Here is a 13981-nt window from a genome sequence, read left to right on the forward strand (position 1 = left end):
AAAAAGCGCATCTTGCGATGCGCCCCAATATCCCTTCGCGGGGATAGCGGTCAACCGCCCAGGTACGCCTTGCGCACCTGGTCGTTGACCAGCAAGTTGGCGCCCGTGTCCTGCAGCACGACGCGGCCGTTCTCCAGCACGTAGCCGCGGTCGGCCACGCCCAAGGCCTTGTTCGCGTTCTGTTCCACCAGGAACACCGTCACGCCCTGCTCCCGGATCTCGCGGATGATGTCGAAGATCTGCGCGATCACCAGCGGGGCCAGGCCCAGCGTGGGCTCGTCCAGCAGCAGCAGGCGCGGACGCGTCATCAGCGCGCGGCCGATCGCAAGCATCTGCTGCTCGCCGCCCGACATCAGCCCGGCCCGCTGGCTGGCCCGCTCCTTCAGGCGCGGGAACAGGCCGTAGACGTGGTCGATGCCCGCCTCGATCTCTTCGCGCTTCGAGAAGAAGCCGCCCATCATCAGGTTCTCGGCCACCGTCAGGTCCTTGAAGACCCGCCGCCCTTCGGGCGAAATGGCGATGCCGCTACGCATGATGTGGTGCGTGTCCTTGTGGGTGATGTCCTCGCCCTCGAACGTGATCCTGCCCTCTCTTGCGCGGGGGTTGCCGCAAGCCGTCATCAGCAAGGTCGTCTTGCCGGCGCCATTGGCCCCGATCAGCGTGACGATCTCGCCCTTGTTGACGTCCACCGACACCCCGTTCAGCGCCTGGATGGCGCCGTAGTAGGTATGTATGTTTTCCAGCTTAAGCATCATTCCTCCCCGAGGTACGCCTTGATGACGCGCTCGTCGTTGCGCACCTGCTCGGGGGTGCCGGTAGTGATGGGCTTGCCGTGCTCCATGACGAGGATGCGGTCGGAAATGCCCATGATCAGGCTCATGTCGTGTTCGATCAGCAGGACCGCCACGCCGAACTCGCGCCGCAGCTGGTCGATCAGCGACTGCAGGTCGCGCTTCTCCTGGGGATTCAGGCCCGCTGCCGGCTCGTCCAGCATCAGCAGGCGCGGCTTGGTGATCATGCAGCGGGCGATCTCCAGCCGGCGCTGGTGGCCGTAGGCCAGGTTGCCCGCCTCGCGGTTGGCGAACTCCCGCAGCCCCATGAAATCCAGCCACTGGGCCGCGCGCGACAGCGCGTCGGCTTCGGACTGGCGATAGGACTTCAGCTTGAGCAGGCCCGGCAGCAGCCGCGATTCCACCTGGGTGTGCTGGGCCACCAGCAGGTTCTCCAGCACGGTCAGCTGCTTGAACAGCCGCACGTTCTGGAACGTGCGGACCAGGCCATGGCGCGCCACCTTGTGGCTGGGCAGGCCGGTGATGGCCTGGCCGTCCATGGTGATCTCGCCCGCCGTCGGCGAATAGAAGCCGCCCACGCAGTTGAACACCGTGGTCTTGCCCGCCCCGTTGGGGCCGATGATGGCGAAAACCTCGTCGGATTTGACTTCGAACGCCACGCTGTCCACGGCCAGCAGGCCGCCGAACCGCATGGTGAGCCCGGAAACTTTCAGCAATGCCTCGCTCATTTGGCCAGCTCCACGTGGGGACGCTTCATGGGCAACAACCCCTGCGGACGCCACATCATCATCAACACCATCACCAGACCGAACATCAGCATCCGGTACTCGGCGAACTCGCGGGCCACTTCCGGCAACACCGTCAGCAGCACGGCCGCGAGGATCACGCCCACTTGCGAGCCCATGCCGCCGAGCACCACGATGGCCAGGATGAGCGCGGACTCGATGAACGTGAAGGACTCGGGGTTCACCATGCCCTGGCGCGCCGCGAAGAACGCGCCGCCAAAGCCGGCGAACATGGCGCCCAGCGTGAACGCGGACAGCTTGATGCGCGTGGGGTTCAGCCCCAGCGAGCGGCACGCGATCTCGTCTTCGCGCAGGGCTTCCCAGGCGCGGCCGACCGGCATGCGGATCAGGCGCGTCGACACGAACAGCGTGACCAGCGCGAGCAGCAATGCCATCAGGTACAGATAGATCACCATGTGCTGGTTCTGGAACGTCCATCCCATGAATTCATGGAACGTCGTGCCTCCTTCCTCGCTGGCGCGGCGCGTCATTTCCATGCCGAACACCGTCGGCTTCGGAATGCCGGAGATGCCGTCGGGGCCGCCCGTCAGCGTGTTCAGGTTGATCAGCAGCAGGCGGATCATCTCGCCGAAGCCCAGCGTCACGATGGCCAGGTAATCGCCGCGCAGCCGCAACACCGGAAAGCCCAGGATGAATCCGAACAGCGCCGCCATCGCGCCCGAGAACGGCAGCGCTTCCCAGAAGCTCCAGCCGCCCCAGTGGTACAGCAAGGCGTAGGTATAGGCGCCCACGGCATAGAAGCCGACGAAGCCCAGGTCCAGCAGGCCGGCGAAGCCGACGACGATGTTCAGGCCCAGGCCGAGCATCACGTAGATCAGCACCAGCGTGGCGATGTCCACCGAACTGCGGCCGGCGAAGAATGGCCAGATCACCGCCACCGCCAGGAGCAGCAGCGCCAGCGGCTTGTGGGTCTTGACCGGCGCGGCCGGCAAGGTGGGCAGGCCCGTCTTCAGCTTCTGGAACGGCTTGGCGATCCAGGGCCGCAGCAACTGGAAGGCGAACACGATCGCGGCGGCGATGGCCACCAGCGACCAGTTCGCCTCCATGCTGGTGCGCGCGCCCTGGCGGATCAGTTGCAGGCCGAATACCGGGGTAACAATGACCGCCGTCAGCACGGCCGCCATCGTGGCGTTTTTCAGGTTGTTGTTCGACATCAGACTTTTTCCACCTCAGGTTTGCCCAACAGCCCGGTGGGACGGAACAGCAGGATCAGGATCAGCAGCGAGAACGCCACGATGTCCTTGTACTGCGAGGAGATGTAGGCGGCCGCGAAGGTTTCGGCCAGGCCCAGCAGCACGCCGCCGAGCATGGCGCCCGGGATGCTGCCGATGCCGCCAAGCACCGCCGCCGTGAACGCCTTGATGCCGGCCAGGAAGCCGATGAAGGGATTGAGCTTGCCGATGGTGATGGCGATCAGCACGCCCCCCACCGCCGCCAGGATCGCGCCCATCACGAACGTGAACGAGATCACGCGGTTGGTATCGATGCCCAGCAGGTTCGCCATGTGCATGTCCTGCGAGCAGGCGCGCGAGGCGCGGCCCATGCGGGAATACTTGATGAAGAGCGTAAGCGCGATCATCAGCGCCACCGTGACCACGATGATCATGATGCGCGAATACGGCACGGTCACTTCGAAATCGGATCCCATATGGAACTGCCAGGCGCCCGATACCAGCGAAGGCACGGCCATGTCGCGCGCGCCCTGGCCCAGGGCCACCCAGTTCTGCAGGAAGATCGACATCCCGATGGCCGAGATCAGCGCCACCAGGCGCGGACTGCCCCGGACCGGGCGGTAGGCGACGCGCTCGACGGAAAAACCGTAGATGCCGGTGACCACGATGGCCACGACCAGCATCGCCGCGATGACGAACGGGATCGGCAGCCCGCTATTGGTGCCGATGGCGGTCAGGGTGACCAGGCCGACATAGGCGCCGATCATATAGATTTCGCCGTGGGCGAAGTTGATCATACCGATGATGCCGTAGACCATTGTGTAGCCAATGGCGATCAACGCGTAGATCGCGCCCAGAGACAATCCGTTGAAGAATTGCTGGGTAAGTTGGGGTATGAGGTCGGACATTATTTCTCTTGCTCCAAATAGTTCCGGCTCCGGTAGAGAGACCCGGAGCCGGAAACCTGGGCGTATTTTATAAGGGCCTGTCACCGGCTCCTGCCGGCCGCACAGCGCTTTTGGCGCATCGCTACGCGGATTACGGCAGAACGAGGACGACAGGCCCTACACGCCGGCGAGCCGCCGGCGGGATCGCGAGTTTACAGCTGGGTCTTCTTGCCGTTCTTATCCCACTTGTAGACCGCGAATTCGAAGTTCTTCAGATCGCCCTTGGCGTCGTACTCGACCGGGCCGATGCCGGTGGAGAACTTCGTCTTGTGCATGTAGTCGGCCACCTTGGCGGGGTCCTCGCCCACCGCGTTGATGCTGTCCGCCAGGATCTGCACGGCGGCGTACGCCGGCATCTGGAAGGCGCCGTCCGGATCGCGCTTGGCGTCCTTGAAGGCCTTCACGATGCCTTCGTTGCCGGGCAGCTTGGTGAAATCGGCGGGCAGCGTGACCAGCAGCCCTTCGATGGCCGGGCCGGCGATCGCCACCAGGTCCTGGTTGGCGGTGCCTTCCGGACCCATGAACTGGACCTTCAGGCCCTGCTCGCGCGATTGGCGCAGCAGCAGGCCGAGCTCGGGGTGGTAGCCGCCGAAATAGACCAGATCCACGCCGGCCGACTTCAGCTTGGTGATGATGGCCGAGTAGTCGCTGTCGCCGACGTTGATGCCTTCGAACATCGCGACGTTCACGCCGTCCTTGGTCAGCGTGTCCTTGACCTGGGTGGCCACGCCCGAACCGTAGGTCTGCTTGTCATGCAGCACGGCGACCTTCTTGGGCTTCAGCGTCTTGGCGATGTAGTTGGCGGCGTACGGGCCCTGCTGATCGTCGCGGCCGATGGTGCGGAAGAAGAAGTGCGGCTTGATCGTGTCGGTGACCAGCGGCGACGTGGCGCCCGGAGTGATGCCGACGATGCCCTCTTCCTCGTAGACCTTGACAGCGGCCACGGTGACGCCGGAGCAGGCATGGGCCACGGCGAACTTGGCGCCGGAGTTGACCACGCGGTTGGCGGCGGGCACGGCCTGCTTGGGTTCGCAACCGTCGTCGATGAGGATGGGCTCGAGCTTCTTGCCCTTGACGCCGCCCTTCGCGTTGATGGTTTCGATGGCGGTCAGCGCGCCGGCCTGGATCTGGTCGCCGTACTGCGTATTGGGACCCGTCATGGGCTGGGGAATGCCGATTTTGATCGTGTCGGCTGCGTGCACGGCGCCGGCCAGGGCAAGCGCCCCAAGCGCGACGGCTACCGGGGTAAGACGATGCAGAAACTTCATGCGGAGTTCTCCAGCGAGGTTTTGAGCGGCTCTGTTCGACGCGGCTTATCGGGTGGGTGCCCCGTAATCCGTATCGCCCGTCGCCGGCTTCTTGGGCAAAAATACGGTGTGGGCGGTATTCTGGAAGCAAGGCGCCATACTGTCACTGCGTGTAATCCCCAATATTTTGAAGACCGCCTTTAATCGTGACGGATTGCGCCCGCAAGCCCGTGAAATCACTGGAGAATTCGCAAGTAAACCTTAAATCCACACTGGCGCGCCGCAAGGACTTGTGCTTGGAGTTTTATATATGCGGCGGTTAATACACTGTTTAAATACGCATTTAAATACAGTGCTTACGCGGGACTTACGGATAATGATTAATCGCGCGAACTGCGAGTGTCCGGCACCTGTCAGTGTCTGACACCCCTACGAGACGCCGCTCCATGCGGAAGCGCTGCCTCCCGGGTGTCAGACACAGGCACTGGTAAGTGTCTGACACCCGTACGAGATGCCGCCCCATGCGGAAGCGCTGCCTCCCGGGTGTCAGACACAGGCACTGGTAGGTGTCTGACACCCCTACGAGACGCCGCTCCACGCTGAAGCGCTGCCGCCCGGGTGTCAGACACAGGCCCTGGTAAGTGTCTGACCCCCCTACGAGACGCCGCTCCATGCTGAAGCGCTGCCTCCCGGGTGTCAGACACAAAAGCTCGTTGGTGTCAGGCGCTGAAGCCGGTGTGTGTCTGACACCCGGATACGCCCTCGCCATTCCTCGGGCGTCTCGTACGGGTGTCAGACACTGGACCATCCCATACGGGCGTCAGACACTAGGCCATCCCATATCGGTGTCAGACACTAAACCATCCCATACAAATGCCAGACACTGGCCCATCCCATCCGGGCGCCAGTCCCTCGCCCTCTGCTCAAACGCTGGCCGGCTTGGCCAGGTTCCACATCAGCGCGCGGAACGGCGCCAGCATGCTTACGTTGACGGCCAGCTTGATCGCCAGGTCGCCCATCATCCAGGTCACCCAGGGCGCGCCCGTGGCGGCGAAGGCCACGCTGAAGAACACAGCCGTGTCGAGCACCGCGCCCAGCGTGCCGGACACCAGCGGCGCGCGCCACCAGCGCTGGTCGCGCAGGCGGTCGAACACCTGGATATCCACCAGCTGCGCGCAGATATAGGCCAGGCCGGAGGCCAATGCGATGCGGGGCGAAGCCACCCACACCGATACCGCCAGGGCCGCAGCGAAGCCGAACCACGCCACGCGGCGGGCGGCGGCCGGCCCGAAACGGCGATTCAGCAGATCCGTTACCAGGAAAGCGACCGGATACGACAAGCCGCCCCAGGTCAGCCAATCGTTCAGCGGCACCTGGACCAGGATATTGGAACCCACCACCACCAGGAGCATGCACAGCACGGCGATGCCGAACTGCGCGCGGCTCATGGGCTGATAGCGTCTTGCCGCCATCATTTGCCGAACTCCTCCGCCAGCTCGCGCGAACGCCGCGCGGCGGCGGCCATGGCCTCCTCCACGATGCCGGCAAAGCCTGCCGCGCCGAACGAGTCCAGCGCGGCGGCGGTCGTGCCGCCCTTGGACGTGACCCGTTCACGCAAGGTGGAAAGCGGCTCGGAGGACTCGGCCGCCAGCCGCGTGGCGCCGGCCAGCGTGCCCAAGGCCAATTGCTTGGCCTGCTCGGCCGTCAGGCCGACCTTCCGGCCGCCGGCGACCAGCGCCTCGAGGAACAGAAAGACGTAAGCGGGGCCGCTGCCCGACAGGGCCGTAACGCCGTCCAGCGCGGCGTCCCCGTCCACCCAGACCACGCTGCCCACGCTGGAGAGCAGCTTGGCGGCAAGCTCGCGGTCGGCCTCGCCCACACCGTCCAGCGCCGCCAGGCCCGTCATGCCCGCGCCCACGAGGGCCGGCGTGTTGGGCATGCAGCGCACCAGGCGGTTGAAAGGCGCCTCGGGCGTGCCCAGCCACGAGGCCAGCGTATCGGCCCGGATACCCGCCGCCACGCTTACCACCAATGTGTCTTCCCGCAACCACTGACGCGTGGAAGCCACAACGTCTTTCATGTTCTGTGGCTTCACAGCGAAAACCCATACCCGGCACCGCGCCAGGGCCTCATCCGGGGCCGTGGCGGTGGTCATGCCGCGGGCCTGCCAGGCGGCGTGCGCATCCTGGTTAATGTCAATGACATGAATGTTGCCGGCGGCGCATACTTTGCCCGCCAGGCCCGATGCCAGGGCGGCCGCCATATTGCCGCCACCAATGAACGCAATCGAAAGTTCGTTTTTCATAGCCAGCGATTGTAAACGGTAGTCCCCGTAGGGAGAAAAAGGAAAAATGTTCGTTCGCGCCTGAAACGCGCAATTTGACAGGCGTTTAGACTGATGTGAAAGTCACGGTTTTGTCACAAACAATTCATAAGGTGTCGTGTTTTCCGCGCCCGGACACCCCGGCTGCAACACGCCCAACCTGGAGGAACCTCACTATGCGATCCCACCGTATTGCCTTAACTTTTGCCGCCATCATGGCGGCTTTCGCAGGCGCCTCCGCGCATGCCGCCACCGAGATCCAGTTCTGGCATTCGATGGAAGGCGCCCTGGGCGACCGCGTGAACGGCCTGGTCGACGAGTTCAACAAGAAAAACCCCGACTATCAGGTCAAGGCAGTTTACAAGGGCAACTACGGTGAATCCATGAACGCCGGCATCGCCGCGTTCCGCGCCGGCAACGCGCCCGACATCCTGCAGGTCTTCGAAGTGGGCACGGCCACCATGATGTACGCCAAGGGCGCCATCAAGCCGGTGCAGCAGATGTCCGAAGAAGTCGGCAATCCCATCGATCCGAAGGAATTCATCGGCGCCGTGGCCGGCTACTACTCCTCGGCCGACGGCAAGCTGGTGTCGATGCCGTTCAACAGCTCGACCGTGGTGTTCTACTACAACAAGGACGCCTTCAAGAAGGCCGGCCTGGACGCCGACAATCCTCCCAAGACCTGGGAAGAGCTGGCCGCCGCCGGCCAGAAGCTGAAGGCCGCCGGCCAGGAATGCGGCTACACCACGTCGTGGCCGTCGTGGGTCCAGCTGGAAACGTTCTCGGCCTGGCATAACGTGCCGTACGCCACCAAGGACAACGGTTTCGGCGGCCTGGACGCGCGCATCGCCATCAACACCCCGCTGCACGTGCGCCACCTGGACAACCTGGCCAAGCTGGCCAAGGACGGCATCTTCATGTACGGCGGGCGCGGCGACGAGCCGAACTCGCTGTTCATCAGCGGCAAGTGCGCGATGATCACCGGCTCGTCCGGCCTGCGCGCCAACATCGCCAAGAACGCCAAGTTCGAATTCGGCACCTCGACCCTGCCCTACTATGCCGACGTCAAGGGCGCCCCGCAGAACACCATCATCGGCGGCGCCTCGCTGTGGGTCTTCGCCAACAAGAAGCCGGAAACCTACAAGGGCGTGACCGCGTTCTTCAAGTTCCTGGCCAGCCCGGAAATCGCCGCCCGCTGGCATCAGCAGACCGGCTACGTGCCCGTCACCAAGGCCGCCTACGAGCTGACCAAGAAGGACGGCTTCTACGACAAGAACCCGGGCACCGAAGTCGGCGTCAAGCAATTGAACGTCGAGACCACCGCGCAATCCCGCGGCTTGCGCCTGGGCTTCCTGCCGCAGATCCGCGAAATCGAAGACGCTGAAATCGAACGCATCGTGTCCGGCAAGGTCGCCGCGAAGGACGGCGCCGAGAACATCGTCAAGCGCGGCAACGAGCTGCTGGAAAAATTCGAGAAAAGTGTAAAGTAACGCCCTTCCCATAACGCTGAAGAGTCCTTGTCAATCGGCATTTTCCATGCTGCGACAAGGACTTGGCATGTTCGGCGCAAGGCTTAAGGCCCTGGTTTTTTTGGGGCTTTAAGCCTATCGTATTTTGCGAATGCGGTTTCAGGCGGCGGTGATTCCAACCGCCGCTTTTCTGTACCTTGGGTTCCCCCTATGGAAAAACGCGTTGTATTCGGGCACAAGACCTTGCCCTATCTGCTGCTCCTGCCGCAGATCATCATTACCGTGGTCTTCTTCTTCCTGCCCGCCGGACAAGCCATGTGGCAGTCCATGCGCCTGGAAGACGCCTTCGGCCTGTCCTCCGAGTTCGTCGGGCTGGACAACTTCATCGACCTGTTCTCGCAACAGGCCTACCTGGATTCCTTCCGCGTCACTGCCGTCTTCTCCGTCCTGGTGGCGGTCGTCGGCCTGGGCGTGTCCCTGCTGCTGGCCGTCATGGCCGACCGCGTCATCCGCGGCGCCGGGCTCTACAAGACGCTTTTGATCTGGCCCTACGCCGTGGCGCCCGCCGTCGTCGGCGTGCTGTGGCTGTTCCTGTTCTCGCCCTCGGTCGGCATCCTGGCCGTGGCCCTGCGCCATGCCGGCGTCGACTGGAACCCGCGCCTGGACGGCAACCAGGCCATGCTGCTGGTGCTGATCGCCGCGGTATGGAAGCAGATCTCGTACAACTTCCTCTTCTTCCTGGCCGGCCTCCAGTCCATCCCGCGCTCGCTCATCGAAGCCGCCGCGATCGACGGCGCCAGCCCCTCGCGCCGGTTCTGGAGCATCGTCTTCCCGCTGCTCTCGCCCACCACGTTCTTCCTGCTGGTGGTCAACATCATCTATGCCTTCTTCGATACCTTCGCCGTCGTGGACACGACGACGCAGGGCGGTCCCGGCACCGCAACCTCGATCCTGGTCTACAAGGTGTACAGCGACGGCTTCCGCGGCCTGGATCTCGGTTCGTCCGCGGCCCAGTCGGTGGTGCTTATGTTCATTGTGATTGCCCTGACGGTCGTGCAGTTCCGCTACGTCGACCGCAAAGTGCAGTATTGATTTTGTCCGAGGCTACAAACAATGGTTGAACGCCGTCCCTGGCTGGATATTCTGGCCCACTTCATCCTGCTCTGCGGCGTGGCGATGGTGGCATTTCCGCTCTACGTCACTTTCGTCGCGTCCACCCAGACCGCGCAGGAAGTGGCGTCAGCGCCCATGTCGCTCATTCCCGGCAAGCATTTCGTCGACAACTACATGCAGGCGCTGTTCGGCGGCTCGTCCGGCGGCTCTTCGGGCGCTCCCGTGGGCCGCATGATGTACGTCAGCCTGATCATGGCGCTGGCGATCTCCATCGGCAAGATCGCCATCTCGCTGCTCTCGGCCTTCGCGGTGGTGTATTTCCGCTTCCCGGGCCGCATGTTCTTCTTCTGGATGATCTTCGTCACGCTGATGCTGCCCGTCGAAGTGCGTATCGCGCCCACCTACAAGGTGGTGGCCGACCTGGGCCTGCTCAACAGTTACGCCGGCCTGACCCTGCCGCTGATCGCCTCGGCCACGGCCACCTTCCTGTTCCGGCAGTTCTTCCTGACCGTGCCGGACGAACTGATCGAAGCCGCGCGCATCGACGGGGCCGGCCCCCTGCGCTTCTTCCGCGACGTGCTGCTGCCGCTGTCCAAGACCAGCATCGCGGCCCTGTTCGTGATCCAGTTCATCTACGGCTGGAACCAGTATCTCTGGCCGCTGCTGATCACCACGCAGGAAGACATGTATCCCGTCGTCATCGGCATCAAGCGGATGATCAGCGGCGGCGACAGCGTGACCGAATGGAACATCACCATGGCTACCGCCATGCTGGCCATGATTCCGCCGGCGCTGGTCGTCATCCTGATGCAGAAATGGTTCGTCAAGGGTCTGGTCGACACTGAGAAATGACGCCCACCCACGCTGCGCCTTAGCGCTGGCCGCCTCCCCCGAACACGACTCCGAACACGAATAACACATGGCTACTCTCAGCTTCCGCAACGTCAAGAAAACCTACGCCGGCAACGTCCCGGTCATCCATGGCATCGACATGGACGTCAAGGACGGCGAATTCATCGTCATCGTCGGCCCATCCGGCTGCGGCAAATCCACGTTGATGCGCATGGTCGCCGGGCTGGAAACCGTCACCAGCGGCGACATCCTCATCGAGGACAAGGTCGTCAACAACCTCGAGCCCGCCGAGCGCGACATCGCGATGGTGTTCCAGAACTACGCGCTCTACCCGCACATGACCGTGTTCGAGAACATGGCCTATGGCCTGAAGATCCGCAAGTTCTCCAAAGAAGAGATCAAGAAGCGCGTGGACGCGGCCGCCCAGATCCTGGAGCTCTCCCACCTGCTGGACCGCCGCCCCCGCGCGCTGTCCGGCGGCCAGCGCCAGCGCGTCGCCATGGGCCGGGCCATCGTCCGCGAGCCCAAGGTCTTCCTGTTCGACGAGCCGCTGTCGAACCTGGACGCCAAGCTGCGCGTGGCGATGCGCCTGGAAATCATGAAGCTGCACCGCCGCCTGGGCACGACCAGCCTGTACGTGACGCACGACCAGGTCGAGGCCATGACGCTGGCTCACCGCATGATCGTCATGTACCAGGGCGTGCCCGAGCAGATCGGCACCCCCATGGAGGTGTTCGAAAAGCCCGCCTCGACCTTCGTGGCCGGCTTCATCGGCTCGCCCCCCATGAACCTGATGGAAGTGAACGTGGCCGGCGACGGCACGGTCCAGAGCCTGGACGGCATCGCGCTGGACATTTCGCCGCTGGAAGTGCCCGCGCAGGTCCGCGGCCGCAAGATCATCATGGGCATGCGACCCGAACACATGCTGCTGAACACGCAGGGCGTGCCGGCGGAAGTGGAAATGGTCGAAACGCTGGGTTCCGAGCAGCTGGTCCACTGCCGCTGCGGCAAGGCGACGCTGGTCGTGCGCTGCACGACGCGCCAGCTGTCGGAATCGTCGGCCAAGGTGGGCGCCCGCGTGAACGTCGGCTCCGACGGCCGCCACCCGCTGCACTGGTTCGAGCCCGACACGGGCCGCCGCGTGCAAGGCCTGTAGGAACCCGTCCGCCCGAGGGCGGCGCAGCGCGCGCCCTCAGGCGGTTTTCCACCTGATCACGAAACGCGCGCCGCCCAGCGGGCTCTCGGAAGCCTGCACCGAGCCGTTGTGCCAGCGCGCCACGCGGCTTACGATCGCCAACCCCAGGCCCACGCCGCCCGTGCCCCGGTCGCGGCTCTCATCCAGGCGGATGAACGGCTCGAAGATCCGCCCGCGGTCCGGGGCGGGGATCCCCGGGCCATCATCGTCCACGATCAGCACATACTCCCGCGCGGCCCCGCCGATCAGGCTTACCTGGACCAGCCCGCCGGCGTGCCGGATCGCGTTCTGCAGCAGATTCAGCAATGCGCGCGTCATGTACCGCTGGTGCACGTGCACTTCGCGCAGCTGGCATAGCGCGACCTCGCAACGCACCCCCGAGGCTTCGGCCTCGAACCCTGCGTGCTGCACCACCGAGTCCAGCCAGCCGCGCGCGTCCTGTGGCTGCAGCGCGACGCCGTCGCCCGTGGGCTCCAGCCGGGCATACATCAGCAGCTCCGAGGCCATGCCGTCCAGCTCGGCCACGTCGCTTTTCATTTCCTCTACCAGGCGCTTGCGCGCCGCCGGGTCTTCTTCCCGATCGATCATGTCCAGCTCGAAAGACAGGCGCGCGATCGGGGTGCGCAACTCGTGCGAGACGGCATTGGTCAGGTCCCGCTGGTTGCCGATCAGCGCGCTGATCCGGTCGGACATCTGGTTGAACGTCTCGCCCAGATTGCGGATGCTGGAATGCCGGGACAGCCGGGCGCGCGCCTGCAGATCGCCCTGCCCCATGCGCTGCGCCGCCGTCTTCAGGGCTTCCAGGTCGCGCCAGGTGGGCAACGCCCACACCAGCATGAACGCGCACAGCAGCAGCGCCAGCGCCGAATACACGGCGGCCATCACCCAGGGCCCCACGGGCGGCTCCGGCGGCAGCCTGACTTCCAGCCATTGATCGCCCGGGCCCGGCAGCGCCGCGACGAAAGTCTGCATCTTGTCGCGCACGAAGAACGTGCCCGAAGCGATCTGGGCGCGCTCATCCTCGCTCGCGCCGTAGCTGTCGGCGGAAGCCACTTTCAGGGCCAGTCCGTAATGCGGCGCAAGCTCGTCGCGCACATACCCCTCGCGCTCGGCGGGCGCGACGCGCCCCAGCTCCTGCACCAGGCTGTGGATCTGCCCTCGCACGGCTTCGCGCGTGTAGGCGTCGCTGACCGGCTCGAAAAAATAGTTGGCGGACCTGTCCACCACTTCATTCGAGATGACGAAGCCCACCGCCAGCACCACGAACAGCCGCAGCACGAACCTAAGCATCGCCGCCCTCGTGCGCCCTGGGCGAGAACAGATAGCCCTTGCCCCACACGGTCTTGATGCGGGCGGGATCCCGCGGGTCGTCGTCCAGCTTGCGGCGCAGCTTGCTGACGCACACGTCCACGCTGCGGTCCAGCCCATTGAACTCGATGCCGCGCACCGCGTTGAGCAGGTCGTCGCGCGTCAGCACCTGGCCGGCCTGGCTGGCCAGCGCCCACAGCATTTCGAACTCCATCGTGGTCAGGTCGACCTCGGCGCCGGCGTGGAACACCGCGCGGGCGCGCCGGTCGATCGCCAGCGGGCCGAATTCCAGGCGTTCCGGCGGCTCGTCCAGCTGGCTGTGCCGCCGCAGCAGCGCGCGGACCCGCGCCAGCAGCACGCGCGGCTCGACCGGCTTGATGACGTAGTCGTCCGCGCCCGACTCCAGGCCGAGGATCTGGTCCAGGTCGTCTTCGCGCGCCGTCAGCATCAGGATGGGCGCCGAGGAAAAGGCGCGCAGGTCGCGGCAGACCTGCAGGCCGTCGCGCCCCGGCAGCATCAGGTCCAGGATGGTGATGGCGGGCTCGTGCCGGCGGAACGCCCCCACCGCCTCGTCGCCCCGGTAGGCCTGGGCGACGCTGAACCCGTGCTGCTCCAGGAACTGCGCGATCAGCCGCGACAGTTTCGGATCATCTTCGACTAACAAGGCCTTGGTCATGGGAGTCCGGACAAAAAGGATCGATGGCGCCGCATTCTACGCGCGCGCCAATGAAAAACCGGGCCGGAAGACTATCGCTTCC

Annotated in this window: 13 protein-coding genes; 4 read left to right on the plus strand and 9 right to left on the minus strand. The window is 64.7% G+C overall.

Annotation, left to right across the window (positions count from 1 at the left end; genetic code table 11):
- Positions 1-50 precede the first annotated feature (50 nt).
- The 7 genes from JL37_RS28780 to proC form a co-directional block, all read right to left on the minus strand.
- The gene (locus JL37_RS28780) at positions 51-752 is read right to left on the minus strand and encodes an ABC transporter ATP-binding protein (RefSeq protein ID WP_043548689.1); all 702 of its coding nucleotides are present in this window, start codon (positions 750-752) and stop codon (positions 51-53) included.
- Complete coding sequence (gene livG, locus JL37_RS28785; protein ID WP_043548691.1) at positions 752-1519, minus strand: high-affinity branched-chain amino acid ABC transporter ATP-binding protein LivG; 768 nt, start codon at positions 1517-1519, stop codon at positions 752-754. The genes JL37_RS28780 and livG overlap by 1 nt, the downstream gene beginning before the upstream one ends.
- Positions 1516-2751, minus strand: coding sequence for a high-affinity branched-chain amino acid ABC transporter permease LivM (locus JL37_RS28790; protein WP_043548693.1), 1236 nt, complete (start codon positions 2749-2751; stop codon positions 1516-1518). Before JL37_RS28790 ends, livG begins: the two co-directional genes overlap by 4 nt.
- Complete coding sequence (livH, locus tag JL37_RS28795) at positions 2751-3677, minus strand: high-affinity branched-chain amino acid ABC transporter permease LivH (protein WP_043548694.1); 927 nt, start codon at positions 3675-3677, stop codon at positions 2751-2753. The genes JL37_RS28790 and livH overlap by 1 nt, the downstream gene beginning before the upstream one ends.
- 191 nt (positions 3678-3868) lie before the next feature.
- Positions 3869-4984 carry a high-affinity branched-chain amino acid ABC transporter substrate-binding protein gene (locus JL37_RS28800; RefSeq protein ID WP_043548696.1) on the minus strand — a complete coding sequence of 372 codons (1116 nt, stop codon included), beginning with the start codon at positions 4982-4984 and terminating at the stop codon, positions 3869-3871.
- 902 nt (positions 4985-5886) lie between these two features.
- The gene (locus tag JL37_RS28805; RefSeq protein WP_043548698.1) at positions 5887-6438 is read right to left on the minus strand and encodes a queuosine precursor transporter; all 552 of its coding nucleotides are present in this window, start codon (positions 6436-6438) and stop codon (positions 5887-5889) included.
- The gene (gene proC, locus JL37_RS28810; RefSeq protein WP_043548699.1) at positions 6435-7268 is read right to left on the minus strand and encodes a pyrroline-5-carboxylate reductase; all 834 of its coding nucleotides are present in this window, start codon (positions 7266-7268) and stop codon (positions 6435-6437) included. Before proC ends, JL37_RS28805 begins: the two co-directional genes overlap by 4 nt.
- A gap of 194 nt (positions 7269-7462) precedes the next feature.
- Here proC and ugpB point away from each other — a divergent pair, with 194 nt between their 5' ends.
- From ugpB to JL37_RS28830, 4 genes are all read left to right on the plus strand, one after another.
- A complete protein-coding gene (gene ugpB, locus JL37_RS28815) occupies positions 7463-8776 on the plus strand; it encodes a sn-glycerol-3-phosphate ABC transporter substrate-binding protein UgpB (protein ID WP_043548700.1) in 1314 nt (437 codons plus the stop codon).
- A 189-nt stretch (positions 8777-8965) separates the two neighbouring features.
- Positions 8966-9847 carry a sn-glycerol-3-phosphate ABC transporter permease UgpA gene (ugpA, locus tag JL37_RS28820; RefSeq protein WP_043548703.1) on the plus strand — a complete coding sequence of 294 codons (882 nt, stop codon included), beginning with the start codon at positions 8966-8968 and terminating at the stop codon, positions 9845-9847.
- 21 nt (positions 9848-9868) lie between these two features.
- Positions 9869-10720 (plus strand): sn-glycerol-3-phosphate ABC transporter permease UgpE, encoded by an 852-nt coding sequence (ugpE, locus tag JL37_RS28825; protein ID WP_043548704.1) that lies wholly within the window; start codon positions 9869-9871, stop codon positions 10718-10720.
- A gap of 67 nt (positions 10721-10787) precedes the next feature.
- Entirely contained in the window at positions 10788-11876 is a 1089-nt protein-coding gene (locus JL37_RS28830; protein WP_043548706.1) for a sn-glycerol-3-phosphate import ATP-binding protein UgpC, read from the plus strand.
- Between the two features lie 36 nt (positions 11877-11912).
- Here the strand turns inward: JL37_RS28830 and JL37_RS28835 are convergent, their stop codons facing one another.
- On the minus strand, positions 11913-13205 hold the full coding sequence (locus JL37_RS28835; protein WP_043548708.1) for an ATP-binding protein: 1293 nt from the start codon (positions 13203-13205) through the stop codon (positions 11913-11915).
- Complete coding sequence (locus JL37_RS28840) at positions 13198-13899, minus strand: response regulator (RefSeq protein WP_043548709.1); 702 nt, start codon at positions 13897-13899, stop codon at positions 13198-13200. Before JL37_RS28840 ends, JL37_RS28835 begins: the two co-directional genes overlap by 8 nt.
- Between the last annotated feature and the right edge of the window lie 82 nt (positions 13900-13981).

It is taken from the genome of Achromobacter sp. RTa, from assembly GCF_000757485.1.
Classification (GTDB): Bacteria; Pseudomonadota; Gammaproteobacteria; order Burkholderiales; family Burkholderiaceae_B; genus Achromobacter.